The organism is Gillisella taibaishanensis (assembly GCF_001938985.1).
GTDB classification, from domain to species: Bacteria; Pseudomonadota; Alphaproteobacteria; order Rhizobiales; family Rhizobiaceae; genus Allorhizobium; species Allorhizobium taibaishanense.
Window position 1 is genome coordinate 496,737 of the sequence record NZ_MKIN01000022.1, and the last position, 26,229, is coordinate 522,965.

At 60.0% G+C, this 26,229-nt stretch carries 22 protein-coding genes and 1 pseudogene; 9 read left to right on the forward strand and 14 right to left on the reverse strand.

Features of this window, described 5'->3' with window-relative positions; genetic code table 11:
• Positions 1–9: 9 nt before the first annotated feature.
• Positions 10–657 (forward strand): ribulose-phosphate 3-epimerase, encoded by a 648-nt coding sequence (locus BJF91_RS13470; protein WP_083943342.1) that lies wholly within the window; start codon positions 10–12, stop codon positions 655–657.
• Positions 658–681: 24 nt separating this feature from the next.
• Here BJF91_RS13470 and BJF91_RS13475 read toward each other — a convergent pair whose 3' ends face one another.
• From BJF91_RS13475 to BJF91_RS13495, 5 genes are all read right to left on the reverse strand, one after another.
• Positions 682–1,515 carry a DeoR/GlpR family DNA-binding transcription regulator gene (locus BJF91_RS13475; RefSeq protein ID WP_075615006.1) on the reverse strand — a complete coding sequence of 278 codons (834 nt, stop codon included), beginning with the start codon at positions 1,513–1,515 and terminating at the stop codon, positions 682–684.
• A gap of 225 nt (positions 1,516–1,740) precedes the next feature.
• Positions 1,741–2,484: an ATP-binding cassette domain-containing protein gene (locus BJF91_RS13480; RefSeq protein ID WP_075615007.1), complete on the reverse strand. Its 744-nt coding sequence runs from the start codon at positions 2,482–2,484 to the stop codon at positions 1,741–1,743.
• Positions 2,477–3,541 carry an ABC transporter permease subunit gene (locus tag BJF91_RS13485; RefSeq protein ID WP_075615632.1) on the reverse strand — a complete coding sequence of 355 codons (1,065 nt, stop codon included), beginning with the start codon at positions 3,539–3,541 and terminating at the stop codon, positions 2,477–2,479. The genes BJF91_RS13480 and BJF91_RS13485 overlap by 8 nt, the downstream gene beginning before the upstream one ends.
• A 312-nt stretch (positions 3,542–3,853) precedes the next feature.
• Positions 3,854–4,843 carry an ABC transporter substrate-binding protein gene (locus BJF91_RS13490; protein WP_075615008.1) on the reverse strand — a complete coding sequence of 330 codons (990 nt, stop codon included), beginning with the start codon at positions 4,841–4,843 and terminating at the stop codon, positions 3,854–3,856.
• A gap of 165 nt (positions 4,844–5,008) precedes the next feature.
• Positions 5,009–5,917 carry a sugar-binding transcriptional regulator gene (locus BJF91_RS13495; RefSeq protein ID WP_075615009.1) on the reverse strand — a complete coding sequence of 303 codons (909 nt, stop codon included), beginning with the start codon at positions 5,915–5,917 and terminating at the stop codon, positions 5,009–5,011.
• Between the two features lie 382 nt (positions 5,918–6,299).
• On the opposite strand from BJF91_RS13495, the gene BJF91_RS13500 reads away from it, so the two are divergent.
• From BJF91_RS13500 to BJF91_RS13515, 4 genes are all read left to right on the forward strand, one after another.
• Entirely contained in the window at positions 6,300–7,217 is a 918-nt protein-coding gene (locus BJF91_RS13500; RefSeq protein WP_075615010.1) for a tagatose-bisphosphate aldolase, read from the forward strand.
• A 21-nt stretch (positions 7,218–7,238) separates the two neighbouring features.
• A complete protein-coding gene (locus BJF91_RS13505) occupies positions 7,239–8,702 on the forward strand; it encodes an ROK family protein (RefSeq protein WP_075615633.1) in 1,464 nt (487 codons plus the stop codon).
• A 154-nt stretch (positions 8,703–8,856) separates the two neighbouring features.
• Entirely contained in the window at positions 8,857–9,369 is a 513-nt protein-coding gene (locus tag BJF91_RS13510; RefSeq protein WP_075615011.1) for a hypothetical protein, read from the forward strand.
• Positions 9,370–9,497: 128 nt separating this feature from the next.
• A complete protein-coding gene (locus tag BJF91_RS13515; protein WP_075615012.1) occupies positions 9,498–10,625 on the forward strand; it encodes a hypothetical protein in 1,128 nt (375 codons plus the stop codon).
• A gap of 90 nt (positions 10,626–10,715) precedes the next feature.
• Here BJF91_RS13515 and glf read toward each other — a convergent pair whose 3' ends face one another.
• Positions 10,716–11,828 (reverse strand): UDP-galactopyranose mutase, encoded by a 1,113-nt coding sequence (gene glf / locus BJF91_RS13520; protein ID WP_407639890.1) that lies wholly within the window; start codon positions 11,826–11,828, stop codon positions 10,716–10,718.
• A 566-nt stretch (positions 11,829–12,394) separates the two neighbouring features.
• Here glf and BJF91_RS13525 point away from each other — a divergent pair.
• Together BJF91_RS13525 and BJF91_RS13530 are read left to right on the forward strand one after the other, a co-directional pair.
• Positions 12,395–14,770 (forward strand): beta strand repeat-containing protein, encoded by a 2,376-nt coding sequence (locus tag BJF91_RS13525; RefSeq protein WP_075615014.1) that lies wholly within the window; start codon positions 12,395–12,397, stop codon positions 14,768–14,770.
• A gap of 315 nt (positions 14,771–15,085) precedes the next feature.
• Positions 15,086–17,134: an O-linked N-acetylglucosamine transferase, SPINDLY family protein gene (locus BJF91_RS13530; protein ID WP_075615015.1), complete on the forward strand. Its 2,049-nt coding sequence runs from the start codon at positions 15,086–15,088 to the stop codon at positions 17,132–17,134.
• Positions 17,135–17,259: 125 nt separating this feature from the next.
• Here BJF91_RS13530 and BJF91_RS13535 read toward each other — a convergent pair whose 3' ends face one another.
• The 5 genes from BJF91_RS13535 to BJF91_RS13555 form a co-directional block, all read right to left on the reverse strand.
• Positions 17,260–18,498 (reverse strand): membrane dipeptidase, encoded by a 1,239-nt coding sequence (locus BJF91_RS13535; protein WP_075615016.1) that lies wholly within the window; start codon positions 18,496–18,498, stop codon positions 17,260–17,262.
• Between the two features lie 215 nt (positions 18,499–18,713).
• Complete coding sequence (locus BJF91_RS13540) at positions 18,714–19,145, reverse strand: hypothetical protein (protein ID WP_075615017.1); 432 nt, start codon at positions 19,143–19,145, stop codon at positions 18,714–18,716.
• A gap of 188 nt (positions 19,146–19,333) precedes the next feature.
• On the reverse strand, positions 19,334–19,756 hold the full coding sequence (locus tag BJF91_RS13545; RefSeq protein ID WP_075615018.1) for a secondary thiamine-phosphate synthase enzyme YjbQ: 423 nt from the start codon (positions 19,754–19,756) through the stop codon (positions 19,334–19,336).
• A gap of 171 nt (positions 19,757–19,927) precedes the next feature.
• Positions 19,928–21,478 carry a putative bifunctional diguanylate cyclase/phosphodiesterase gene (locus BJF91_RS13550; protein WP_075615019.1) on the reverse strand — a complete coding sequence of 517 codons (1,551 nt, stop codon included), beginning with the start codon at positions 21,476–21,478 and terminating at the stop codon, positions 19,928–19,930.
• Entirely contained in the window at positions 21,475–22,014 is a 540-nt protein-coding gene (locus tag BJF91_RS13555) for a heme NO-binding domain-containing protein (RefSeq protein WP_075615020.1), read from the reverse strand. The genes BJF91_RS13550 and BJF91_RS13555 overlap by 4 nt, the downstream gene beginning before the upstream one ends.
• A 320-nt stretch (positions 22,015–22,334) precedes the next feature.
• Between BJF91_RS13555 and BJF91_RS13560 the strand changes: the two genes are divergently transcribed.
• Positions 22,335–22,937: a LysE/ArgO family amino acid transporter gene (locus tag BJF91_RS13560; protein WP_075615634.1), complete on the forward strand. Its 603-nt coding sequence runs from the start codon at positions 22,335–22,337 to the stop codon at positions 22,935–22,937.
• 9 nt (positions 22,938–22,946) lie between these two features.
• On the opposite strand, the gene BJF91_RS13565 is transcribed toward BJF91_RS13560, so the two are convergent.
• Entirely contained in the window at positions 22,947–24,239 is a 1,293-nt protein-coding gene (locus tag BJF91_RS13565; protein ID WP_075615021.1) for a DUF930 domain-containing protein, read from the reverse strand.
• Between the two features lie 184 nt (positions 24,240–24,423).
• On the opposite strand from BJF91_RS13565, the gene BJF91_RS13570 reads away from it, so the two are divergent.
• On the forward strand, positions 24,424–25,674 hold the full coding sequence (locus BJF91_RS13570; protein ID WP_083943303.1) for an amidohydrolase: 1,251 nt from the start codon (positions 24,424–24,426) through the stop codon (positions 25,672–25,674).
• Here the strand turns inward: BJF91_RS13570 and BJF91_RS25340 are convergent.
• Positions 25,568–25,963 (reverse strand): annotated as a pseudogene (locus tag BJF91_RS25340) (type II toxin-antitoxin system VapC family toxin); the annotation flags it as partial. The gene BJF91_RS13570 and the pseudogene BJF91_RS25340 overlap by 107 nt on opposite strands.
• A complete protein-coding gene (locus tag BJF91_RS13580; protein WP_075615023.1) occupies positions 25,960–26,220 on the reverse strand; it encodes an AbrB/MazE/SpoVT family DNA-binding domain-containing protein in 261 nt (86 codons plus the stop codon). The pseudogene BJF91_RS25340 and the gene BJF91_RS13580, both read right to left, overlap by 4 nt.
• Between the last annotated feature and the right edge of the window lie 9 nt (positions 26,221–26,229).

Here is a 26,229-nt window from a genome sequence, read left to right on the forward strand (position 1 = left end):
ACTCGTCTCATGGGTGAATTTTCGCTCTGGTCGGCCGATCTCGCCAATCTCGAACAGGAGATCAAGCGCGTCGATCCCCATGTGGACATCTACCATGCCGATGTCGCGGACGGTCGCTTTGCGCCGTCCTTCCTGTTCTTTCCCGATCAACTGGCCCGGATCCGCAAGCTGACGGCAAAACCGATCCATGTCCATCTGATGGTCGAGGGCGATATCGTTCTGAGCCAGATCCGGCAATTTGCCGAGGCAGGCGCCGACCTGATTTCGGTGCATCCGGAAAACGGGCCGGTCGTTCAAGAGGCAATCGCGCTTATCCGGGAACTGGGGCTGAAGGCCGGCATCGTGCTACGGCTGGAAACGCCTGTGGAAACCATCCGGCCGCTGGTTGCCAATCTCGATTTCGTCACGCTGCTGGGCACCGCCATCGGCGTCAAAGGCCAGGGCCTGTCGCCGGCGGCCTGCCCGCGCCTCGTTGAGGCAGCGGCGATCCTGAAAGACCAGGGACGCACCGATATCGTCCTCGCAGCAGACGGCGGCATCCGTGAAAACACCGTGCCTTTGCTGCGCGAAGCGGGTGCGCAAACGGTGGTGCTGGGGTCATTGGCCTTCAACGACAAGGATCTGGCCGGCCGCATGGCCTGGCTGCACGGACTTTGAATCGAGGTTTGTCCATAAGCCGGCCTAGGCGACGATCAGTTGCGCACCGGCCTTCTGGATCGCCGTGACGATAGCGGCCGGCGGCCATGCATCTGTGACGACAAACGTGATCTGGCTGAAGGTAGCAATCCGCGCAAAAGCCGTGACATTGAACTTGCTCTGATCAATGAGCGCGATGGTGCGGGTTGCGACCTTGACCATCGCCGTCGTCTCGGATGCCTCTTCCAGCCGCCCCATGGAAATGCCATTGGCGGAAATGCCGGTGGCGCCGATCACAGCGGTATCCGCGCTGATGCCGGGCACCTCCACGAAGCCGACCGGGCCGATCGTCACCTGCGACACAGGCCAATAGACGCCGCCGAGAATATGCAGCGACCGCAAGGCGCTTTCGGGCGTGACGGGCGGCAGGCGAAGATTATTGGTTATGATCGTCAGATTTTGCCGCTCTCCGAGGGCTGCTGCGAAATAACAGGTGGAAGAGCCGCCGTTGACGATCAGCGTTTCGCCGTCGCGGATCAGGTTGGCCGCCGCCTTGCCCATCCGCTGCTTTGCCGCCGCAAAAGCATCCATCCGCGCGCCAAGCGTCGTATCCACCCGCACCAGCGCATCATTGTAGATCGCCCCGCCATGGGTCCGCAGGATCAGTCCGCGCCCTTCCAGCTGGTCGAGATCGCGCCGCACCGTATCGCGCGACACCGAGAGTTGCTCGACCATTTCGTTGACCGTCATCTGGCCGTTCTTGCGCAGAAGATCGATCAGCCGGTTATGGCGAACGGCCGGGAGAGCGGAGCTGCCCGTGTTTTGAGCAGTTGCCATGGTCTGCGCAAGCGATGCATCGCTATCGGATTCGTCTGACATCGGCGTCCAATCATGGTCTGCGAAAAGGGCCGGTGGATGAACCAGCTCCTCTCCTTAAAACATGCGTCCTACGTTTGGAAACGGGTTGTACACGACAATCCGCAGCCCCTGCTGCTGATTGGGCTGGTGTCGGTAACTTTTGGGCTTTTCAAATCTGGCGTGTCTTCCGGGAAAGTCGGCTAAGGCTTCCCCGGAAGACTGACTGCGCATTTCCCGGGAAATGCTCTAGCCGCCAATCATCAGGCGTACGACTTCGTCATGCGTCGTGTCGGCAATCATCCGCTCGCCCGCAACAATGCCACGGCGGAGCACGACGATGCGGTCGGCAACGGCAAAAATGTCCTGCAGATTGTGGGAGATAAAAACCACCCCCCGCCCCTGCGCCTTCAGCGACTTGATCAACGAGATGACTTTGCGCTGCTCCGGCACGCCAAGGGCGGCCGTGGGCTCGTCCATGATGAGGATCTTGGCGTTCCAGTAGACTGCGCGGCCGATGGCGACAGCCTGCCGCTGACCGCCGGAGAAATTGCTGACCGGCGCATCCAGGCGTTTGACGTGGAAGTCCAGCTTGGCCATGGTTTCAGCCGCAGCATTGGCCATGCGTTTGCGATCCAGCATCGGCAGGAAGCCGAAGACCTTTTTCATCGGCTCACGACCGAGGAAGATATTAGCGCCGATGGTGAGATTATCCGCCAGCGCCAGATCCTGATAGATGGTTTCCACGCCGAGAGCCCGGGCTTCCTGCGGCGAGGAAAACTTGACCGGATTGCCCTCGATCAGGATATCGCCCGAGGTCGGCGCGTAAACGCCTGACAGCGCCTTGATCATCGTGGTCTTGCCAGCACCATTGTCGCCGGCGAGCGCCACCACTTCGCCCGGATGCACGGCCATCGAGCAATTTTCCAGCGCTTTGACGGCGCCGAAGTGGCGGGAAAGATTGCGGACTTCGAGAAGCGGTTGACTATTCATCCTGCTTACCTCCGCTGAACCGGCGCTGGGCCTGATCGATCAGCACTGAAATGATGATAACGACACCGACGGCGATGAACTGCCAGAAGGGTTCGACATCGAGAAACACCAAGCCGTATTGAATGACGGCGATGACAAGGGCACCGGCGACCGTGCCGATGATCGAGCCCGAACCGCCAAACAGCGAAGCACCGCCGATGACGACTGCCGCGACCGAGTCGAGCAGCAATGGTTCGCCCGCCTGCGCGGCACCGGCTGTGAAGCGCGCCGCATAGAGTGCGCCGCCTAGGCCGGCGCACATGGCCGACAAGATATAGAGTTTGAGGATGTGCTTCTTGATATCGATGCCGGCGCGCCGCGCCGCCTGGACATTGGCGCCGATGGCATAATTGTGCTGACCAAACCGCGTCTGGCTGAGCACATAATGCATGATCAGGACGAAGACGGCCGTGACCATGATCAGATAGGGAATGCCCATCAGGCGGCCGTTGCCGAGTGCCGCAAACCAGTCATTGGATACCGGCACTGTCGTGCCACCGGCCAAAAGAAAGGCCGTGCCACGGGCAACGCCGAACATGCCGAGCGTACCGATGAAGGGCGGAACCTTGAGCCGGGAAATCAGCAGACCGTTGATCACACCGGGTACACCGGCTGCGAGAACGGCACAGATGATGCCGGCCAACATGGCCAGCGGTACCGGCAGATAAAGCCCTGAAATATTGGTGACATGGGCAGCCACCACGGCGGCGAGCCCCATGATGAAGCCGGTCGACAGATCGATGCCGCCGGAAATGATGACATAGGTCTGCCCGATGGCGATCAGCAGCGGCGCCACGGCGAACACCGCCACCGACTGCCAATTGAAGGAGGAGAAGACAAAGGTGCCGTCGAAGGACAGTCGCGCCCAGATCTCGAAAGTGATGATCAGCGCGGCCAGGAACAGCCAGGCGCGAAGCTGGGCGATGCGCTGAACCAGCGTCTTGCCTACTTCGGCGTGGTCGGCCTGCGGCGCGACATGCTTTTCAGCTGAAGCCGTCATGGTGTTGATATCCGTCATTGGTTCTTCCCGGCGGTTGGCGTTGTTCACCCATCGCAAAAAGGTCTCTTGAACCGACACATTCACTTCGTTCATGTGTCGGTTCATGAGTTTTCTGTTTATGCATCGATTTCTCCAAACTCGGCTGATGCCTGCGATTGGATCGATGCATTAGGAAAAATGGCGTCCGCTCCGCACGGAACAGACGCCTAGTGCACTGATGCATTCACTTCGTTCATGCTTGCGTGCACTCGGTTTTTGTTTATGCAGCGATTTATCCAAACTCGGCTAAAGCCTCTGTTTGGATCGCTGCACTAGCTGTCGGAAGCGTCGTTATTCCGAGTAGATGAACTTCGCGACCTTCGGGTCGGACAGGTTCGTCTTGTCGATGACCGTGAACCCGGTGCCGATAGACGTCGGAACGGAGTTGCCGGTCAGGTGCGCATAGGCCGCCATGACGCCGAAATAACCGATTTCGGCCGGGTGCTGGGCAATCGCCATATCGACGAGACCTGATTTCAGGTTGTCGACGATACTGCCGGGGGCATCGAAAGCCACGACCTTGACCTTGCCGTTCTGGCCCGCCTGCTTCACGCCGTTGGCGGCGCCGATGGCGGAAAACAGATTGGCGCCGAACACGCCGGTCAGGTCGCTATTGCGCGCATAGACGGCCTGCAATTGCGAGGCGGCCTTGTTGGCGTCGTTGTCGTTATATTGGGTATCCAGCACCTTGATGCCTGGATATTTGGCCATTTCCTGCTTGAAGCCTTCTTCACGCTGGTCGGTGGTGGAAATGCCTGGCTTGACGTTGGAGACGTAGACCTTGCCCTTCTCGCCGATCGCCTTGGCAAGCGCGCGGGCGGCAATCGCCCCACCAAGCTTGTTGTCGGACGCGACATAAGAGATCGGGAAGTCGGCATCGCCGGCGCCCGTCTGATAGTTGCCAGTGCCAATGAACGTATCGACCGTAATGACGGGAATGCCGGCGTCGGCTGCCTTCTTCAGCGGCTGCACGAGCTGCGTCTTGTCCGTCGGGGCAATCAGGATGGCATCGGGATGCTTGGCGATGACGGCATCGAGTACAGGCACCTGGGTTACCGGGTTGAAGTCCGGCGCGCCCTGGAACACCAGCGTCGCACCAACCGCCTTGGCTGCAGCCTCGGCGCCCTTGCGCATGGTGATGTAGAACGCGTCTGTGGTCAGGCCCGGTACCAGGGCGATGGTGAATTTCTTGTCCTGCGCGCTTGCGTGACCGGATGTCAGCGCGGCAGAGGCCGCAATCGATGCGGCGGCTGCGATCTTGAAGAATGAACGGCGCTCCATGGTCTCCTCCTTATGTGAGCTGGTTCCTCTCTCGGCGCCGGCAACTCCTCCTGTAACCGGCTGGAAACCATTTCACGCCCTCGAAGGCCATCCGTCAACCGCAATTTCTTCCAGAAACGAATTTCGTGCGTTTTTTTGCGTTTTTTAATGGGGGCAGTTTGCCGATCAGCCCTCCTCGCCCCGCAGCAGGTCGAGAACCGCCTTTGCGGTGGCGGTATCCGTGACCACAGCATTGATCATGCCGGATCGGACGGCGCCGATAATGCCGGCCGCCTTTTCCACCGTCGCGATCACTCCAATCGACAGGCCCGTGTTGCGCAACTGGTCTGGCGAGGCGGCAATCATCCGCTCCTCGCCGTCCCAGGGCACCAGCCGCCCCTCGATATCGAAATAGTGGCGGATCACATCGCCGACCGCGCTCAGCGACTGCTCGTCGATGGTTGCTGCACTGGCTTCGGGCGGATTGATCGCATGCGGCAGGCCAATGCCGACGATGCAGCAATCCATCCGGTCCCAAAGGCCCGTGGTTTCCTGCACTCCGGGATCGCTCAGAAAGGCATCACGCAGCACGCTCGAAGACAGGTAGGGCGCATGCAGGAAACGCGGCGTGCCGCCCAACTGCTCGGCGGCCTGTCGGGTAAACTCGTTGATCTGAAAATGTGCAGCCGGCTGCTGCATGCCGCCGTTCATCGGCACGGCAAGCGTGCCGGGAATGCGCGGTAGCCCGGCCGTCAGCACCTCGCGCACGGCCCTGCCCCAGCCTATGCCGATAATCGCCCCGGCACCGAGCCCCTCATCCCTCAGCAGATTGCCGAGTGGTGCAGCAAGCGCCCCAAGTCCACCGGTTGCCGGCGTATCGATAACGGCGGCGCGCTTCAGCCCCAGAGCCTGGATCAGTTCCTCGGTCATATCCTCAGGCGCGGCAAGGTCGAGCACCTCGATGCGGACGATACCGAAGATGCGCGCCTTCTGCAGCATCCGCGAGACGGTTGCAGTCGAAACGCCAAGTTTCTTGGCGATATCCACCTGCGCCATGTCTGCCTCGTAATGCAGCTTTGCGACCATGTGGATCATGGCGCGGGAGGCGGGCGTATCCTGGGAGGGTTGAGGAGGCAGCTTGCAATTCCTTTCTGAAACGTGTTACATGATCGTGCTTGGAGGAGTTATCGCTGAAATCAGGCAAAACCGCAATGCACTAGATTAACCGGCTTTTTCGGCTGTTTCAGCCGCGTTCCCTGATGGACGCGGAACGGCTTGCCTATGCCTTTTTTTTGCGACCAGCCCGCCTTCGACCGTGACCTTTCATGCCCAAGCATTTTCGGATGGGAACCGGTTCCCAATTTCCCTGGAAATGCTCTGACCTTGTTTCGACGCATTTCCAGACGGGAAACCGGTTCTCACTTTCCCTGGAAATGCTCCAACCCGCTGCGACGACAGCGAAGCCGGAGGATACACCATGACAGCTATGACGACAGCGGAACGACGCGGATACCATCAGATTTGTGGCGCTGATGGCGCGATGATGGTGATTGCCTGCGACCAGCGCGGCGGCATGCGCACCCTGCTCGCCACAACGCCGGAGGAGCAGGCCGCGATCAGCAACGAGACACTCGGCGATACCAAAGCCGACATCACCCGCTATCTCGCCGCTCATGCCGGCTGCGTGCTGGTCGATCCGATGTGCGCCGTTCCTAAACTGGTGGATGGCAATATCCTGCCGCGCGATACCGCGCTGCTGATCGGCATCGACGCTTCCGGCTGGGACACCTCACCCGAGGGCTACCGGATTTCCAAGATGGTCGAAGGCGTCACCGCCCGGCGGGTGCGCGAGCTTGGCGGCACCGGCGGCAAGATCATGGTCTATCTGCGCATGGACACGCCTGCCGCCAATGTGAAGAACCTTGAGACGCTGAAGGACAGCATCGAAGACTTCGCCCGCGAAGACCTGCTGCTCGTCGTCGAATTCCTCACCTACAAGCTGGAGGGTGAAAGCGCCGAGGACTACGCTGCCAAGATCCCCATGTTGATCAAGACCGGATCTCAAGCCTGCCTCGATCTCGGCGCCAAGGTGCTGAAGATCCCTTATCCGGGCTCGGAAGAAGCCTGCGCCGAGATTACCCGCATTTCAGGCGATGTTCCCTGGGCAGTTCTGTCGGCCGGCGTCGACCACGAAACCTTCCTCGGTCAGGTCGAGGCGGCGATGAAGAACGGCGCTTCCGGCGTGATTGCCGGCCGCTCACTCTGGAAGGATTGCATCTCGCTTGATCGGGAATTGTCGAAAAAACAGCTGTCGACGACCGCTGTCTCGCGTCTGCGCGATATCCAGGCGATTATTTCCCGCTATTATCGGAATGAGACCAGCAAGGCTGCATGAAACCTTTGGGTGGAGATGGACATGCAAGACTGCACGATCGGGGTGGATATTGGCGGCACGAATATTCGTGTCGCCCGAATTTCACCCTCCGGTGAGATACTGCGCAAGAAAATCGTTGCGGGAAGCCGGGACCGACCAACGGCAATCGGGTTGATCACCGACCTGATCGTGGAGATGGACGGCCCTGACGTGACCGCCATCGGCATCGGCGTTCCCGGCCGTGTCGACGCCGATACCGGTATGGTTCTGTCCGGCGGTTATCTCGACCTGTCCAACTGCGATTTCAAAGGGATGATCGAAGAGAGATTCGGCCGGCCGGTCGCCATCTCCAATGATTGCAGCATGGCCTTGCTGGGTGAGGCTGCCATCGGCGCGGCGGCAGGTCTCACCAGTGTCGTCATGCTCACCATAGGCACCGGCATTGGCGGCGCGGCCATGGAAAATGGCCGGATCGTCAACGGCAAGCAGAGCGCTGGCCAGCTCGGCCATATCATCGTTAATCACGCCGGACGCAAATGCGTCTGCGGCCAACGCGGCTGCGTCGAGACCGAATCATCAGGCACGGCGCTTGGCCGCCATCTGGAAGAGGCCGGCTATCAACCCGGCACGCGGTTCGAAGACGTTCTGCCGCTAGCGCGTGCGGGTGACGAGCGGGCGCTTGAAGCACTGCGCAACTGGACAAGCCCGCTGCGGGCTGCCATCGGCACCTTGGCGGCCACATTCGACCCGGCGGTCTTGCTTCTTGGCGGTGGCATGGGCCAAGCGGCAGTCACCGCGCTTGGCTTTCTCGCCAAGGCACAAGGCTGGTATTGCACCGAAGTGCGCGCAGCCGCTCTTGGCGACGATGCAGGGCTGATCGGTGCCGGCCTCACAGCACACGATTTCGCGCGCAAGACTTTGGCCAATCCGGCACCGCGGAAGCCAAAGCGGATCATTCTCGTCAATGGCGTGCCGGCCTCCGGCAAAAGCAGCGTGTCCCGCGCGCTCTCAAGGCAAACCGGCTTTCCAGTGCTGGCAATCGACACGATCAAGAACCCGTTTCTCGAACATATCGACGGCGTCGACCGGTTGTTCAACCGCACGCTCGGCAAGGCTAGCTACCAGGCCATCTGGAGCATAATCAAGGAGGCGCCGGAGGGCGCAAGCTTCATCGTCGATGCCTGGTTCGGCTTCCAGCCGATCGAACTGCTCAAGGATTACCTCGCCATGCTCAAACCCGTCGAGATTGCGGAAATCTGGTGCAACGCGCCGCCCGATGTCATTGGCGAACGTTACCGTAGCCGATTGCAGGACAGGCTACCCGGTCACCCGGGCGAAAGCTACGTGCCGGAACTCATTGCGCTGGCCGCTCGGGCCGAACCAACCGGGCTCGCGCCGATCTACGACGTCGACACGACCACTGCTTTCGATGAGAAGGCCGTACTGCGGTGGCTGGAAAAATGTTTTGAAAGGGAGGATACGCCCGCGCGCAGACAGGTGGCCTAGCAGCAGCTGGAGGCGCCTCTCTCCATCATGAGGCTTGGCGCACATCGCAATCATGTGTCGGAACTTGATGCCAACTGAGAAGTTGTAGGCGAGGAGCGGCTTCGATTGTCGCGTGCGCTCTGACCTTTTGGCCCTCTGTGCGAAAGACACGATCATGAACAAGGTTTTTGCGCGTTCTATTGCCCTCGTCTTCACCTCGATATTGACGATCGGAACAGCGCATGCCGACGAAGCAGCGTTTTTGAAAACACTTTCGGGTAACTGGAGTGGCACGGGAACCGTCAAGCTGCGCATAAGTGCGCCGACAGTTAAAGTGAACTGTAATTTCAAATCGAACACAACGGCTCAAGCGCTTGCCTTGAACGGTCGTTGCAAAAGTCTCGTCGTGTTTTCTCGCGCCATTGACGCAGATCTGAAGATCAACGGCGGCACCTATAGCGGCTCTTATATTGGTGCGGGAAGCGGCCCTGCCCGTCTCAACGGCAAACGCGCTGGAAACGCCATCAACCTCGCGATCACCTGGGCGAAAGACGTCAATGGTGACCGGCGCGCGCAGATGACCATTGAAAAGATTGGCGCTTCAGGGATGCGGCTCACCACTGTCGATACCGATCCCACTACAGGCAAATCGGTTGTCACCAGCAGCATCACTCTGCAGCGGAGCTGACGCGAGGTTTAAAATCACCCTTTGACGGAGCGGCGCCGGATCTGTTTGTGCGGCCGCGCCAACTCATCGGCAATGCCGCTTTTGGAAAACTCCAGGCCCTACTTTACGACATCCTTTCTATTTGATCTATGAAAGAGAAAATAGGAAAGGGCCCTACATTGACGCCAATACTTCGTCTTCCAGATCGTCCGCTGTCGCTGTCATCCGATCTGATTTCAACGCCAAAATTCCTTTTCCTGTCGATACCGTTTATCCTGGCGCTCGGCGTGTTTCTCGTGATCTCGGAACTCCCCGACGTTATTCGCGATTACCAAATCAGCCAAAATCCATTGGCTCTGGAAAACGGCTCCGTGCAGAACGGGCGATGCACGACGCACAAGGGGGTTTTTACCACTTGTGAAGCTCACCTTAGCTATCAATATCAAGGCCAGAGCTACAATTCAGACGTTGAGGTGATGTTTACTGACCTCCATGTCGGTGACTATGAGACCGACATGGTGATTTCCGCCGACCACCCCGAGATGGCGACGATCAGCCTTGGCTTGGACAAGCTGTGGAACCGGATCATCACACTTGCAGCTTTCGCCTTGATTTTCGCCGGGCTCGGTATCGGGGCAACATTTACTGGTATCAGGGCGTTGCTGGCCCGACGCCAACTGCGTCAACCGGCGATGCTGACGCCGATCCCCGTCGAGATTACCGGTTTCAATCGTAGCCGAGGCGCGCTGTCGATCAACTATCGCGATAGGATCGCAGACGACAAGACCGGAAGAATCGCGTTGACGATCATGCGCCGTGGCGAGGAACCCCTGATCATCGGTCAGTTCAAGGGCAAGCCGGTCGGCTTGGCCGTGCGGCATGCCAACGCGGCCCTTCCCGTGCTTCTGGACGATCGCCTCAACCGCCTGCCGTTGACAGACGAAGAACGAAGTGTGGCTTTGGCGCCGTTTGCACCTTTGCTCGAGGCTGGACAAAAGCAAGGTCTGGGACGAGGCCGAAAAGCTATGGCCGCATCCCTCTGGAAGGGACTGCAGGTGTTCTTGTCCGTGCTGCTTCTCTTCGCCGTCGGCGCGATCGGCTTCTGGCTATGGTACGTCACGACTTCAGACACACAGTTCCAATCGCCGGGTATGGACATCAACAACGCAATGCCAGCCCCCATCAACGCCTGGGGATGCGAGCAGTTGAAAAAGCGGTTCGGCCACGAGAATGCGCCATTCGGATGCGCTGCGGCGGATTTCAGGAGCTGGAAGTAACCGTCCCTCTCGCCATGGTGTTGACCTGCCATCGCTCAGGACATTTCGCAATAAGATCGCGAAATGTCCTGCTTCAGCGATCAGACCACTTTACGCCGCCAAGAACTTCTTTGCGCAATCGAGCGCTTCCGCAATCGTCACATCCATGTCGAGATAGCGGAAGGTGCCGAGGCGGCCGACGAAGGTGACTTTGGTTTCGGCGGAGGCAAGGGCCTGATAGCGCGTGAGGTTGTCTGAAAGACCGGTGAGGTGCACGGGGTAATAAGGAATATCCTTCTCCGTGCAGGCGCGGCTGTATTCCTTGTAGCAGATCGTCTTCTCGTGGCTTTCCCAGGGCGAGAAATGCTTGTGTTCGGTAATGCGGGTATAGGGCACGTCGACACCGCAGTAGTTGACCACGGCATTGCCCTGATAATCGCCCTCAGCGCGCAGCACTTCGAAGTCGAGCGTGCGATACGGCAGCCGCCCTTCGCTGTAGCCGAACCAGGCATCCAGCGGCCCGCTATAGAAGACATGGTCGAAGTCGCCCTTTTCCGAAGGCGAAAACGGGCGGTTGAGATGCACTTCCACACCGGGCACGTCGAGGATCCGCTCGACGATTTGAGTATAGCCATGTTCAGGCATGCCCTGAAAGCGATGATTGAAGTAATTATCGTCGTAATTAAAGCGCACCGGCAACCGCTTCAGGATGCTGGCCGGCAACTGGTTCGGCTGCACGCCCCATTGCTTGATAGTATAGCCCTTGAAGAAGGCCTCGTAGAGTTCGCGGCCGATAAATTTCAGCGCCTGATCCTCGAAGGACTGCGGCTCCCCATCCATCTTCTCGCCCTTCTCCTGAATGAAGGCGCGGGCCTCCGTTGGGCTGAAGGTCTTGCCGAAATACTGGTTGATCGTGTGCAGATTGATCGGCAACGAGAAGACCCTGTCTTCGGTAATCGCCTTGACCCTGTTGGTGTAGGGCTTGAAGGTCGCAAAACCTGTGACGTAATTCCAGACGGTCTCATTGTCGGTATGGAAGATATGTGGCCCGTAGACATGCAGCATCACACCCGTCTCCGGGTCGCGCGCCGTGTGGCAATTGCCGGCAATATGGTCGCGCGCCTCGAATACCGAGACCTTGTGTCCGGCTAGCGCCAGCTCCCGCGCGATCACGGCACCCGAAAGCCCTGCCCCGACGATTGCAATGTCCTTCATCGATTCGATTCTCCCCCTGTTTCTCCAGACCGTACTAAATCACGACCTTCAAGATAAGACGGTTTTCTAAAGCAAGGCGTCCTTCTCCAGCAAAAACGCGCAGTTGGATTTCGCTATATCCAATAACTATTTTTTTCCAGTAAAAAAGCAGGGGAATGCTTGCGCTATCACGAGATTGCCCGTTACACCCAAAAAAAACTAAACATCGTTATATTCATAACGAGCTGAGAAGACTTCGGTTTATCATGCCGTTAAACGAAAATTAGTAACTTTCGGAGTAAACAGAGGTCCATAGGTCCATCATTGATGAACAAAGACGGACTGTGGCAAATAAAAATATTGATGAAACGACCAGCGTATCGCGATTCGGTTTCATCAAATGACGTGGGATCGGGGACACTATGGGCCCCTATGCATGACGCGCTCCTAACGTGCCGGCTCATCCGAGCCATGTCCTAAGTAGCATTTTTTCTTCTGATACGATTTTCGATTGGGCGCTGCGCGAGATCGCGTGCCTAAGGGGACGTGACGGGAGGATTATGTTGGCATTCCGTTAACCCAAGGGGCACATCTCAATGACATCTATCATCTCGTCGCTTTCCATTACCCAGATCAAATCACTGTCCACGGCTTCCATCGCAGCACTCGACACTGACGATGTGGCCGCCATGAGCACGGCCCAGGTCGCAGCACTCAGCTCCAAGCAGATCGCCGCGATCGAGACGGTTGACCTTGGCGCAATGAGCAGCGATCAGGTCGGCGCCATCTCCGCCGCAAGCATTGTCGGTCTGACGCTGAGCCAGCTCACCGCATTGACTTCGGGCCAGGAAGCCGCACTGACCACCAAGTCCATCGCTGCGCTGACCACCACCCAGATCAACAACCTCGGCACGGACCAGGTCTCCTATCTGTCCACCACGCAGGTTGCTTCCCTCTCCGCCGTGCAGGTTGGCGCCGTTGGCACCGACGACATCGCCGTGATGTCCTCCGACCAGATTGCCGCGATCAGCACCAAGTCGATCACCGGCTTGACCACCACCCAGATTTCCACCCTGACCACCGCTCAGGTCAGCGCCCTGTCCACCGGCCAGATCGCATCCTTGACCTCCAAGCAGCTCAGCGCTCTCACGACCGACGCCATCGTCGCCCTGTCGAGCGCCCAGGTCGGTGCTATCAGCGCCAAGTCCATCGGCGGCCTGACCACTGCACAGATCGCAGTTCTGGAAACGGCTGATGAAGTTGCTCTGAATTCCACTCAGATCGCTGCTCTGTCCTCGTCGCAAATTAAGGCCCTCTCCTCTGACCAGGTCAGCAGCCTGACCTCGACCCAGCTTAGCGGCCTGTCTGCAGCTCAGCTTGGCGCTCTGGATACCGAAGATCTCGCCACGCTCGACAGCACCGACCTTGCTGCCATCAGCACCAAGGCCATTGCCGGACTGACCACAACCCAGATCGCATCCTTGTCCACCGATCAGGTCAGCGCCCTGTCGACCGGCCAGATCGCAACCTTGACCTCTAAGCAGCTCAGCGCCATCACCACCGACGGCATCGCGGCCCTGTCAAGCACCCAGGTTGGCGCCATCAGCGCCAAGTCAATCGGTGGCCTGACAACCGCACAGATCGGTGCATTGGAATCCGCAGACGAAGCGGCTCTGAGCTCCACTCAGATTGCGGCTCTCTCCACCGCGCAGGTCAAGGCTCTGTCCTCCGACCAGGTTGCAGCCCTGACCACGAGCCAGATCAGCAACCTCTCTGCAACGCAGCTCGGCGCTCTCGATACCGACGATATCGCCACCTTCGACAGCACAGACCTTGCTGCCATCAGCACCAAGGCCATTGCCGGCCTGACCACGACGCAGATCGCATCCTTGTCCACCGACCAGGCCAGCGCCCTGTCCACCGGCCAGATTGCAACCCTGACCTCCAAGCAGCTCAGCGCCCTGACGACCGACGCCATTGTCGCCCTGTCGAGCGCCCAGGTCGGCGCCATCAGCGCCAAGTCCATCGGTGGCCTGACCACGGCGCAGGTAGCAGCGCTCGAAACGGCAGATGAAGCCGCCTTGAGCTCGACCCAGATCGCCGCCCTGTCGTCTGCGCAGATCAAGGCTCTGACATCCGACCAGGTTGGCGCGCTGACCTCGACCCAGCTGGGCAGCCTGTCTGCCACGCAGATCGCGGTTCTCGAGACCGATGACATTGCTACCCTCGACAGCAACGACCTTGCTGCCATCAGCACCAAGGCCATTGCCGGCCTGACCACGACCCAGATCGCCTCCTTGTCGACCGACCAGGCCAGCGCTCTGTCCTCCGGTCAAGTTGCCACCCTGAGCGCCAAACAGTTGGGCGCCCTCTCGACCGACGCCATCGCGGCCCTGTCGAGCACCCAGGTCGGCGCAATCAGCGCCAAGTCCATCAGCGGCCTGACCACGGCACAGATCGCAGCGATCGAAACGGCTGATGAAGCCGCCTTGAGCTCGGCACAGATCGCCGCTTTGTCGTCGACCCAGATCAAGGCTCTGTCGTCTGACCAGGTTGCGGCGCTGGGCACCACCCAGATCGCTTCCCTGTCGGCCACTCAGCTGGGTGCGGTTTCCACCACTGGCATCGCCGGTCTGACGTCAACCCAGGTTATCGCCCTGACCACGAAGGCCATCGCCGGTCTGACCACCGACCAGATCACCGCTATGTCGACCGACCAGGTCGAAGCTCTGACCTCCGGCCAGGTCGCGGCGCTGTCCTCCAAGCAGCTCTCGGCAATCAGCACCGACGATATCGTCACCTTCTCGACCGACGATATCGCCGCGATCAGCTCCAAGTCGATCACCGGTCTCTCGACTGCCGACATCACTGCAATGAGCAGCACCCAGCTTCAGGCCTTCAGCTCGACGCAGGTCCAGGCGATGAACTCCTCGCAGGTCGACGCGATCATCACCGCTTACCAGAGCTTCTAAGCTCTGGTCAGAGACGCAAATTGAATACTGAATGCGGCGCCCCCTCGGGCGCCGCATTTGCGTTGAACAGGCGAGCCGTCCGCGATAACCGCTTTTCTTCCTTGTTGCGCCCGCGTCGCGGCAATGCGCAAGACGATTTCCAGCAACGCTGTCCGCGATCACAGAATCGTCAGCCCTATGCAAGCTAATCGCGCTAGCAACGGAACTGCATGACGACATGGTTCACTTCATTGTGGCGTGACATCATGCAGCGGGAGGCAAGTTTATGATGTTTCCTGCTGTCGCCATCCGGTCTCGCGACCTATCATTCCTGGGATGACTATGGACACTGGAATTAACGTTTCGAATGAGATTTCGCCGCTTGCCGCACTGATCGAGCGAGCCCGCAATCAACAACTCTCGGTAACGGACGTGTTCCAGGGTGCCGAAATGCTGACCCGCGCTGGTCGGCCTGACCAGGCAATGGACCTTTACAAGTCTTGGATTGCCTTCAACAGCAATCATCCGCTGGTGCATATGGTTTATTTCAACTATTCCGTTACGTTGCGGCAGGTTGGAGATACCGCCGGCGCCATCAACGCGTTGCGCGCCTGCCTGAAGGCCGAGCCAATGTTCGGCGCCGCGCATGTGAACCTGGGCCGTGCGCTGGAGGACAGCGGGTTACTGAACGATGCTCTGCAGCAATGGCGCAGCTATGCGGCATCCACTGCGGAAATAAACCCCGACAAGCTCGCCCATCGCGTGATGGTGCTGGAGCATATTGGCCGCGTTTTGGAAAATGCCGGCATGATGGAGGAGGCAGAAACCACGCTGTGGCAGGCCATCGAGCTTAGGCCCGAAAAGAAGGAAGCCGGTCAGCATTGGTCGGCCATCCGCTTGCGCCAATGCAAATGGCCGGCGCTGGAAGGATCTCATTACGTCACTGTGCGGCAGTTGCTCGACGCGGTCTCGCCCTTGACGATTGCTTGCTACACGGACGATCCGCTATTTCATCTCGCCAAGGCCCAGCGCTACAACCGGACGATGGTCGGCAAGCCTGATCTCGGCGTCATCCCGCCACAACTGCCCCGCAAGAAAACCGGCACAGGCCAGCGATTGCGCGTTGGCTATCTCTCGTCCGACCTGCGTGACCACGCCGTCGGCTTTGCCCTGCGCGAAGTACTCGAACTGCATGACAAGGCGACCGTCGAGGTCTTTGCCTATTACTGCGGCGACCCGATCACGCCAGACGAGACCCAACGGCGCATCCGCAGCGCGGTCGATGGTTGGCGGGAAATCGCGGCACTGAGCGATGTGGATGCGGCACGGTTGATCGTCAATGACGAAATAGACATTCTCGTTGACGTCAACGGCTATACCAAGCACGCCCGCACGCGGATTTTTGCCTATCGCCCCGCGCCTGTGATCGTCAATTTCTGCGGCTATCCCGGGACCATGGCGAGCCCGTTCCACCAGTATATGATCGCCGATAATGTCATTGTTCCGCCGGAACACGAGATCTACTATTCCGAAAAGGTGTTGCGGATCCCTTGCAATCAGCCGGTGGACCGTAAGCGCGTGGTTGCCCCACGTCCAACCCGGGCCGAGGTCGGCTTGCCCGAGGACGCTTTTGTCTTCGCCTGCTTCAACGGCATGCAAAAGATCACCCAAGCCTGCTTCACCCGCTGGATGTCGATTCTCAATGCCGTGCCGGGAAGTGTTCTCTGGATTCTCTCCGGCGATGACGCGGTCAATCAGCGCCTTCGTGACGCGGCCACCCGCGCCGGTGTCGATGCGGCTCGGCTGCTGTTTGCCGCCAAAGCGCTCAATGCCCACCATCTCGCCCGCATCGCCGTCGCGGATCTCTTCCTCGACACTTTCCCATACGGCGCCCATTCGACCGCCGCCGACGCGATCAACATGGGCCTGCCGGTCCTCACCTTCCCCGGCAAGAGCTTTGCCTCGCGCTTCTGCGCCAGCGTCGTTGCCGCTGCCGGGGTGCCGGAATTGATCGCGACTTCGCCGGATGATTATACGCGCCGGGCCATCGCTTTCGGTCTCGACCGTGCCAGCCTCCAGCCTATCAGAGACAGCCTGAAGCGTCAGTTCGAAACCAGCGCGTTGCGCGACATGCCTGGCCTCGCCCGCCGGCTTGAAGAGCTTTATTGGCAGATGCAGGGCGAATGCGAACGGGGCGAAACCCCGGTACCGCAATTGCTCAACATGGACGCCTACTACGAAATCGGCGCCGAGTTCAGTCTCGAAAACCGCGAATTCGAGGATGAGGCGAGCTACCGCCAGCGTTTCCATGAAAAGCTGGTGCAGTGGAATTCCTACGCGCCGCTGCTTCCCGACGGGCGTCTCTGGACCGGAGCAGACGCTTAAGACCAAAAAACCGCCCTGCATTGCCAAATGCGGGGCGGTTTTCATTTCATGACCTATCTCGTTTACTTTATTGCGTAATTTAAAGTTTACGGCGGCGAAACAGGCCTTCTTGCATGTCTTCCGGCCTATGGCCGCACCCGCTGCCAGACCCGCAAAAAATTGCCGCTATAGACATCGATAATGCGCTGCGCTGGCCAGCCAGCATCCATCATTGCCTGGGTCAGCTTGCGTAGATCCGCACCGCTCTGCATGCCCGTCGGCAGGCTGGAAATGCCGCCATCAAAATCGCTGCCGAAGGAGAGATGCTTCCACGGATCCTCGACGATCTTCATCTCGGCGATCTGCTGGGCAAAGGCTTCGTAATAAGCGACGACGAAGGCCAGGTCGGCGTCCATGTTCGGCTTGCCGTCGGGATAGTAGGTGTTTTGCAGGAAGTATGGCGCAAGGATCACGCTGATGCAGCCGCCAGTGCTGACGATTGCGCGGATCGCCTCATCGCTCATGGCACGGTCGAGATGACGCGATGGCCGCGTCTCGGTTCCCTGGGTGACACGGCGCGATGCGCCATGGGAGGCGAAGGCTGGCATGTTGCGCCCAATGCAGATCGCGCAGGCGTCGATAATGCCTTGCGTTGAGGTATGGGTGAGATCGACCAGCAGCCCGACATCGATACAGCGCTCGACCACCTGCCGTCCGAAGGCAGACAGACCACCGCCTTCGATCCGCCGCCACGGATTGACCGGCGCATAGCCTGCCTCGGAAATATCCGTATGGCTGAAATGATTGAGCGTCAGATAGGCTGCGCCCGCCCTAGCCACCTCACCCAGCCGGTCCAGCCTGAATACCTGGCTTTTTGCGCCTTGCGGTCCAAGCATATGGGCGCCTTCCATCGACAGGATGGCACAACACTGCCCATCTTGCCGTGCGGCGCGCACCTCGCTGGCGCTGCGAGCCAGCCGCATCTTGCCGTTGCTCTGCACCACGACCGCCTCGACATAGCTGCAATGATCCACCCAGTTCTTCCAGGGATCCATCAACGGCGCCGGAATGAGGTTTTCCCAAAGCGCATGGGCGCTGAAACAGGCACCGCCATAGCCGCCAGCCAGAAAATCAGGACCACTGACATGGTCCGACAGTGGTCGGTTGCGGCCCCTTGGCGAGGTTTTGCGGATCAGCCACACCACCGGCGAACGCCGATTCGCCTTCCAATCGCCCTTCCAGAAATCATAGCCAGCCACACGCGATAGAAATAGCGAATCGAGGTGGGTGTCGATCGGATACGCTGCCGCATGGATCGCATCAAGCGTATGGTCAGGTGCGTCGGTGACCGACGTCTCGGAAATTCCTGATGATGCCAGGTCCATTAGGACAGCCTCGCACTGGCTAAAAACACAAAATAAATGCCGTCGGTCGTATGAAAAAGCACGACCTTTAAAAAGGGCATTGTTTGCCGAATGCGACGGTAAGTCCAGATATGTCGCCCCCGTGCTTTTCCGGGGGTAAAGTAGGGGCGCCACCGGACAGCAAAAAGGCGTGCGCCCGGTTGGACGCACGCCTATTTGAACATCGATACCGGCTCTTAATCCGCGAACGGGCAGCCTGGGCGATTGGCGAGCACGACGCGATCATATTCGCCGTAGCGCAGACCACCGACAATCACGCGGCGGGGCGTGACGCGCTCGATATTCGGGCGGCGCAGTCCGTCGCGGCGAGCCTGGCGGATAGCATCACCCGGCGAGCACATTGCACCGTAGCGAGGATCCGGACGATCCCAACGCGGCGGAGGCGGACCACCCCATGGCGGCGGTGGCGGTGGGCCACCCCACGGTGGCGGTGGTGGCGGGCGGCGGTAGCCATCCCCATCCCATGCCTGAACCAGTTGGGTAGAGCCATCGCCGATATAAACACCGACCTGGACATCCGACTGGGCTGCTGCCGGACCGACCGTGGCAACCGCGGCCCCGATCAGGGCGAGGCCCGCCAGAGCTGTTTTGGCAAAAATGTTGCGCATTGTCTTTCTCCTCGAAGGACGAAATCTCATCTCGCTCCCGACCAGCCCGGTTCGGCAGCGATTGATCTCACAGTAGTGTGTGAAGAGTGAACGCTGCCCGAAGCCCTTGTTCACAAACGGTTCATCAGTTTCACCTACCGGCTGTCGAACATTGTTGATACGTCAAAACAGTTTGACGAGCGTCATGCTCAAGCGCCTAGGTGCAGCGCGATTTCGCGCCTATGCGGCTGGTCGCGATGTTCGAACAGGTAGATCCCCTGCCAAGTTCCCAGTAGCAGCCGGCCCGCCGCAACGGGAATGCCGATCGACACCTGCGTCAACGCCGACTTGATGTGCGCGGGCATATCGTCCGGCCCCTCCTGACGGTGGCTGATCCAGGCCATGGACGGATCGATCGAGGGCGGCACAAGCCGCTTGAAAAATGCCAGAAGATCCCGCTTCACATCCGGGTCGGCATTTTCCTGGATGATCAGGGAGCAGGACGTGTGCCGCACGAAGACGGTGAGCAACCCGGTCTCGACACCGTTGCGCGCCACGAAATCGGCCGCCTCGTCGGTAAATTCGTACAGACCCTGACCCCGTGTAGAAAGCGACAGAGTGGTTTGCGGCATCACAGGCTCCCATCATCAGAAATCGACAACCAGCTCGGGCGCCGGCGGCGTCTAAAGCATTTCCAGCAAAAGTGCTTAGGCGTTTTGCGCCCGGAAATGCATTAAAAAACAAGTTAACCTGAAGATGGTCTCTTTCACCGATGCGTCAAGGGACGCACGGTTTTACGTCACTCACGAACGTTGCGCGATCCTGGCATCCTGCTCGATCTTGATCTCCTTCGGCAGCGTAAGCTGTAATTCATCGAACGGCGCAGGTCGGCCATAGAGGAAACCCTGATGCTTGCGACAGCCGGCCTCGACCAGCCAGCGCGCCTGCACCTCGGTCTCGATGCCCTCGGCGACCACGTCCATGCTCAGCGCCTGGGCCATCTGCAGCACCGCCTGAACGATCACCTGCCCAACCCGGTCGTCGCCAACCCGGCTGATCAGGCTGCGGTCCAGCTTCAGCCATTGGATCGGCAAGCTGCTGAGCGAGGAGATATTCGAATAGCCGGTGCCGAAATCGTCAAGCGCGATTCGCACGCCAAGCTGCGCCAGCTCCCTGAGTTCGCGCCGGGCCCGAGCGAGATCCGACATGATCAGGTCTTCGGTGATTTCAACCACCAGCGAGGTGGCGGGAAAGCCGGTCTGGTTGAGAATAAGACCGACCGCCGCGGCGATGCTACCGCTCTTGAACTGGCTCGGCGAGACATTGATCGAGACATAGGCGAGCTTGCCCGACCGCACCAGAGGCGCGGTTTCAGTACAGGCTTGCATTGCGATCTGGGTGAACAGCTGTCCCAGCAGATTTCGCTCTTCGGCGAGCGGCAGAAACACACCAGGCAGAACCAGACCGCGATAAGGATGATGCCAGCGCGCCAGCACTTCCACTCCGAGGACACGCTGATTGGCGCCATCGACGATAGGCTGATACCAGGGGCCGATCTCCTGGCGGTCCATCGCCAGCACCAGTTCCAGTTCCAGCAACCGGCGCTCATTGGCCTCGGCCCACAAATCGTCATCGAAACCGGTTGCCAGCGACAGCCCTGCTTTCTTGGAGACATAGAGCGCCAGATCCGCATGCCGCAGCAACTCGGTGGACGAGGCAGCGTGATCGGGAAGGCTCGCATAGCCGATCGAGGCGGAAACATCGAGCTGCCGGCTGTTGAAGCTGACAGGTTGACCGAGCATGGCGCCGAGCCGGCCAACGAAGGCCTGATCGGCCTCGCTGTCGGGCAAGTGATCGAGGATCAACGCAAATTCGTCACCGCCCAGCCGGGCTGCGGTACCGCCCTCGCAGGCGAGTGCCAGCCGGCTGGCAATCTCGCGCAGCACCACATCACCGGCTTCATGGCCGTGGGCATCGTTGATGATCTTGAACTGGTCCATGTCGATCAGCACGACCGTCACACGGCCACCGCTCAGGCGCCGTTTCTGGCATGCATCAGCCAGCACGGCGGTAAAGCTCCGTCTATTGGCGAGGCCTGTCAGCTGGTCCTGCTGCGCCAGCGCCAGCGCCCTTTCGCGCTCTTGCACCAGCTCGGCCGTGCGCTGCACCACCCGCTGTTCCAGCTCCTGTGCCTGGCGCGCCAAGGCACAATTGGCGAGGTAGAGTTGGCGCGAACGCTCTTCCAGCAAGGCTTCCGCCTGCCGCCGTGCCTCGCGCTCGCGGTCCAGCCGCCGCGTCAAACGGTCGATCCGGTCGGTTTCCGACTGGTCAGGCGATAAAGGAGGCTGCGTCACGACAGGCTCTCCGTAATCACGAACAAGGTGGCGCCATCGTCACGCCCCTGCCGTTCGACCTGTACCGGATGTCCGAAATGGCCGGCGGCTCCATGGATCAGCCCCTCAGCCAGGGCCTCCATGTGACGGCCGGAGCGATAAAGCATCGACAGGCTACCCGGCTGACGGTCGAGAATTTCGAACGACGGCAATTCGGCATCGGGATAAAGCTTTTTCACCTCGACATGAATATGGTCGTCGATACTGGCCAAAAAGCCGAACAAATTGCCTGCAGTGTCGAAGAACACCGGAAACATTGCGGCGAAACGGCCGGCCAGATGGCGGCCGAACGCCTCCTGCAAGGCATCGACGCCCAAGCCGGAGCGCGCCGACAAGGCACCCAGCAGCGTCACCATCTCTCGATGGTCATAGGTTCCAACACTCGTATATGCCCCGCCGCTCGCAAGCGAAGAGGACTCGATAATGTCGTCGGCCATGTCCTCATCCCAGGTCGCCGCGACAAATTCGAGCATTTCGGTAAACACGATTCCCTTCATGCGGCAGCCGGCCTCCCTTGTCTTGGCAAGAGATAATATGAGGAATTCCTTAACAACAAGGGATTGTATCTCTATCCCATCAAAGTCAAATCGAGATTGTGGTGAACGCGCTGTTACCCGCATCCGTCAGACCTGGAGGATCAATGGCAGGCCGCACTGAACTGCCGAAAGTACGCTTGCCGTCAGCCGAGCGAGTGCGCGACCGAGCCGCGTCGACCTGCATTGGATTTTCTTATGTTAGATGAGAATTATGCGCTTTTCTAATGAACGCCAGCGGTCTAGTCAAAGCCCGACCTTCTGACGCGCTAACGGATATTTCCATGCAGAATGCCTTTCTCTCTGGCCTTGGCCTCGGCCTCAGCCTGATCATTGCCATCGGCGCGCAAAACGCCTTTCTGCTGCGCCAGGGCCTGCGCCGCGAGCACGTATTCTTGATGTCACTCACCTGCGCACTGTCGGATGCGCTGCTGATCGCACTTGGCGTCACCAGCCTTGCTCGGGTAACGGCGATAATGCCGGCGGTCGAGCCAGTGCTGCGCTATGGCGGGGCGGCGTTTCTCATGCTCTACGGCGCCCGCCACGCCTATGCCGCACTGAAAACGGAGAGCGGCCTGACCCCGACCGAAGCCCCGCCCAGCCCGCTTGCCGCCAGTCTTGCTACCTGCCTGGCACTCACCTTCCTCAACCCTCATGTCTATCTCGACACGGTTCTGCTGGTCGGCTCAGTGTCCAGCCGCTACGGCGAACACAGAAACGCCTTTGGTGTTGGCGCAATGACTGCGTCCTTCGTGTTCTTCTTCTCGCTTGGCTATGGCGCAAGACTGTTGGCGCCGATCTTTGCCCGGCCATTCTCCTGGCGCTGCCTGGATGCCATCATTGCGGTTGTGATGGTCTGGATCGGCATCGGCCTGATCCGGGGGTGAGCCAATCTCTCAGTTGGCCGGGAACCGCCGCGCCTGCCACTGGCTTTTCGGCACGGCGGCGCCCAGCGAATAGCTGAAGCTGCTGATCGTCTCGGTTTTCGCATCTGTCTCGCAATGATAGCCGATATCGTACCACTGGCCCTTGCTGCGGAAGGCCGCGCCTGAGACATCCATCAGCCGCGCCGTGATCGTCTGGCGCGTCGAGGGCGAAGGGGCGATCAGGTCGGGCACCACGCCCGGCACTGCGCGGCGAATCTGTTCGAGCATTTCAATGCTGCAGATCTGCACGATCCGCTTTTCCGGCGGCAGCTTGCCCAGCGCTTGGCGCACGCGCGAGTCAGCCAGCGTCGCCTTTGAATAGATCCGCTTCGCCGGCTTCAGGCTGGAAACCGGCCCCGAGCTTTTCTCCGCCGGTGGGGCGGAGGGCACGGGCACGCCCGCGGGATTCTGCTGCGGCTGGCTGGCGCTGTTTTCCCCAAGCGAAAAACGTTCCTCCGTCACGACCCCGCCGTGCGGCTTTTCGATCTGATCCGGTGTTGGCAGGAGCGGGCTGAGCCCGGTCTCGGGCGGCGTCACATCCTTTGGCAAGGCTGGCGGTGCGGGAGGCTCGGTCTTTTGCGGATCGCCACTCGCGGATTTGTCTGGTCCGGTCTTTGCAGCCGTCGGCGGCGGCCCCTTGATGTCGGGAGCCTGTGTTTCCGTAGGCGGCGGTTCAGGCGCCTCCTTGTCCTCAGGTGCCGTTTCGTCCTTCAACGCCGATTCCAGCGCCTGCGATTTATCCTCGGCAGGTTTTGCCTGCGCATCGTCGGGTGATGGCGGTGGCTTGGCGCTGTCCTTGCTCTCGGTTTTTTTCTCCGGCGCCTTTTTCTCTTCCGCCTTTTTCTCCTCCGCCTGCTTCTGAGCAGAGGCAGACGGCGCCGGCGCATCCTTGGGCTGCGGCTTCAATTCCAGTTGCAGCTGCTTTTCCGGCGCGGGCTTCGGTTTTTCCTTTTCCGCAGGCGGCGGCTCGAGCGACACCGAGACAACCTCCTCCTTCGGTGCATCCGGCGCCCGGATCGGCCAGGGCACCAGCACGGCAACAAGCAGCAACCCATGCAGCAGCACAGACGCAGCAATGCCCCAGCGCACTCGCCGCGACAGAGGCATCCGCATTGCCGAAATGGGCTGCGGTCCATGATCTGGCGTCGACGCAGGATCCTGCGCGGCCACATCGGGCATCGCCTGATCGGCCAAGGTGCGATCGGTGAGATCCTGGTCAATCGATGCCTGATCGGACGGTATCGGGGGCGGCTGGTCCTGCATGGTCCGATCCATACACGGCCCGAGCCGCCCCCGCAAATCAGCAGACCGTGGCTATGATCCTGTCGGGCAGAAACGAAGTCATCTTCCAAAATGCAAAACGGCGGATACCTGACATAATCCCGCCCTTTCGAGCAGACGGACTGCATGCTAGCAATGGCTTACAAGCCGGACCTGCGGAGCAACCATGTTTCTCACCTCAGATGATCTCAACCACCTGATCACCCTGCGCCATACCATGCACAGCCAGCCGGAGATCTCTGGCGAAGAGGAAATGACCGCCCGGCTGGTCGTAGAAACACTGACGCCGCTGCGGCCAACGAAAATCCTCACCGGCCTTGGCGGTCACGGCGTGGCCGCTGTGTTTGCCGGCACGAGCCCCGGCCCGACCCTTTTGATCCGCAGCGAACTCGACGCTCTGCCGATCGAAGAAAAAAACGATCTGCCCTATCGCTCTACCATTGCAGGCAAAGGCCATCTCTGCGGCCATGACGGTCATGCGACCGTGCTTCTGGCGCTGGCGCAGGGCCTGTCGCGGCAGCCGCCGGCGCGGGGACGCGTTGTGCTGCTGTTCCAGCCCGCCGAGGAAACCGGCGCCGGAGCCGCCGCCGTCATAGCAGATCCGCGCTTTGAAGAGATCCGCCCGGACCTCGCCTTTTCCCTGCACAATTTCCCGGGTATCCCGCTCGGCCATGCAGCGCTGATGACAGGCCCGGTCAACTGCGCTTCGCGCGGGTTGAAAATTGCCTTCAGCGGCAAGACTGCCCATGCGTCCCAGCCCGAAACCGGGATCTCGCCGATGCAGGCGATCAGCCAGCTGATGCCTGCCCTCACCGCCCTCTCCCACGGCGCACCGCCAGCGCCCGACTTCCGGCTTGCGACCGTCACCCATGCCAAGCTCGGCGAACCCGCCTTCGGCATTGCACCCGGTGACGCCGAGATCTGGGTGACCCTGCGCAGCCTGACCGATGACGGCATGGCCAGCCTTTGCAAGCAAGCCGAGGCGCTCGCCCGCGCCACCGCAGAAAGTCACGGCCTCGGCCTGACCATGGATTACCACGACATCTTCCTGCATTGCGAAAACAGCCCGGAAGCCACCGCCCTCATCGCCGCCGCCCTCGATGCCCAATCCATCCCGCACGGCCCCCACGGCCTGCCGATGCGCGCCTCCGAAGACTTCGGCCGCTTCCGCACCTTCTGCCCCGCCGCCATGGTCTTCCTCGGCGCCGGCGAAACCCACCCGGCTCTGCACAATCCGGATTATGATTTTCCGGATGAGTTGATTGGGATCGGCGCGAGGGTGTTTATGACTGTCGTGCGAGGGACGTTGGGGTCAGCAGATGGGCCTGCCGTCCTTGGGATTGCAAAAGCTTCACCGCCTTTTTATCGAAAGACGCAAACACGTCGCCACCAAGCCATAGCCCCTCGTAGGCAATGACTCCGTCGGCAAAATCGCCGCCAGCGTCCAGCAATGCCAGCCCAGCTTCGACCGATGGCAGATTGGTGATTACATTCTCCGTATCGAGAAATGCACGAATCGCGGCGGAGACCATAGGGCGAGAGACACCATAATTCCGGGACAGCACCCAAGCCAATTCGCAAAAGGACTGGAGTGTGATTGCCACCAATTCCGCTGACGCAAGCAGGTCAACGACTGTCCGGGTCTGATCAGGATTGTCCTGCACTATGACGCGAACAAGAAGATTGGTGTCGGCAATAATTTTCATCCCTCGCCAGCCTCAGCACCTGCTTGCGCAATTGCCTCGTTCAGCTCGTCAATCGTCAACACCCGACCATTCGTCTTGCCCTTGAGGAAACCATGAAGATCATGAAATGTCTTGTTGCGCGCCGCCGCCCGCAATTGCGCCCGCCCATCCGGCAAAAGATCGATCTCGATCTTTTCGCCAGGCTGAATCCCAAGATGCTGCAATACGTCCTTGCGAAAGGTCACTTGCCCGCGAGATGTGACTGTCAACGTGGTCATGACTTACTC

What these genes read in the sequence shown, in the direction of transcription:
- BJF91_RS13545 (WP_075615018.1), bottom strand. Translation starts at nt 19,756, where the DNA reads ATGCCGCAAACCACTCTGTCGCTTTCTACACGGGGTCAGGGTCTGTAC.
- BJF91_RS13580 (WP_075615023.1), bottom strand. Translation starts at nt 26,220, where the DNA reads ATGACCACGTTGACAGTCACATCTCGCGGGCAAGTGACCTTTCGCAAG.
- BJF91_RS13565 (WP_075615021.1), bottom strand. Translation starts at nt 24,239, where the DNA reads ATGCAGGACCAGCCGCCCCCGATACCGTCCGATCAGGCATCGATTGAC.
- BJF91_RS13475 (WP_075615006.1), bottom strand. Translation starts at nt 1,515, where the DNA reads ATGTCAGACGAATCCGATAGCGATGCATCGCTTGCGCAGACCATGGCA.
- BJF91_RS13500 (WP_075615010.1), top strand. Translation starts at nt 6,300, where the DNA reads ATGACAGCTATGACGACAGCGGAACGACGCGGATACCATCAGATTTGT.
- BJF91_RS13515 (WP_075615012.1), top strand. Translation starts at nt 9,498, where the DNA reads ATGAAAGAGAAAATAGGAAAGGGCCCTACATTGACGCCAATACTTCGT.
- BJF91_RS13555 (WP_075615020.1), bottom strand. Translation starts at nt 22,014, where the DNA reads ATGAAGGGAATCGTGTTTACCGAAATGCTCGAATTTGTCGCGGCGACC.
- BJF91_RS13495 (WP_075615009.1), bottom strand. Translation starts at nt 5,917, where the DNA reads ATGATCCACATGGTCGCAAAGCTGCATTACGAGGCAGACATGGCGCAG.
- BJF91_RS13530 (WP_075615015.1), top strand. Translation starts at nt 15,086, where the DNA reads ATGACTATGGACACTGGAATTAACGTTTCGAATGAGATTTCGCCGCTT.
- BJF91_RS13510 (WP_075615011.1), top strand. Translation starts at nt 8,857, where the DNA reads ATGAACAAGGTTTTTGCGCGTTCTATTGCCCTCGTCTTCACCTCGATA.
- BJF91_RS13535 (WP_075615016.1), bottom strand. Translation starts at nt 18,498, where the DNA reads ATGGACCTGGCATCATCAGGAATTTCCGAGACGTCGGTCACCGACGCA.
- BJF91_RS13560 (WP_075615634.1), top strand. Translation starts at nt 22,335, where the DNA reads ATGCAGAATGCCTTTCTCTCTGGCCTTGGCCTCGGCCTCAGCCTGATC.
- BJF91_RS13470 (WP_083943342.1), top strand. Translation starts at nt 10, where the DNA reads ATGGGTGAATTTTCGCTCTGGTCGGCCGATCTCGCCAATCTCGAACAG.
- BJF91_RS13540 (WP_075615017.1), bottom strand. Translation starts at nt 19,145, where the DNA reads ATGCGCAACATTTTTGCCAAAACAGCTCTGGCGGGCCTCGCCCTGATC.
- BJF91_RS13490 (WP_075615008.1), bottom strand. Translation starts at nt 4,843, where the DNA reads ATGGAGCGCCGTTCATTCTTCAAGATCGCAGCCGCCGCATCGATTGCG.
- BJF91_RS13505 (WP_075615633.1), top strand. Translation starts at nt 7,239, where the DNA reads ATGCAAGACTGCACGATCGGGGTGGATATTGGCGGCACGAATATTCGT.
- BJF91_RS13480 (WP_075615007.1), bottom strand. Translation starts at nt 2,484, where the DNA reads ATGAATAGTCAACCGCTTCTCGAAGTCCGCAATCTTTCCCGCCACTTC.
- BJF91_RS13570 (WP_083943303.1), top strand. Translation starts at nt 24,424, where the DNA reads ATGTTTCTCACCTCAGATGATCTCAACCACCTGATCACCCTGCGCCAT.
- BJF91_RS13485 (WP_075615632.1), bottom strand. Translation starts at nt 3,541, where the DNA reads ATGACGGATATCAACACCATGACGGCTTCAGCTGAAAAGCATGTCGCG.
- BJF91_RS13525 (WP_075615014.1), top strand. Translation starts at nt 12,395, where the DNA reads ATGACATCTATCATCTCGTCGCTTTCCATTACCCAGATCAAATCACTG.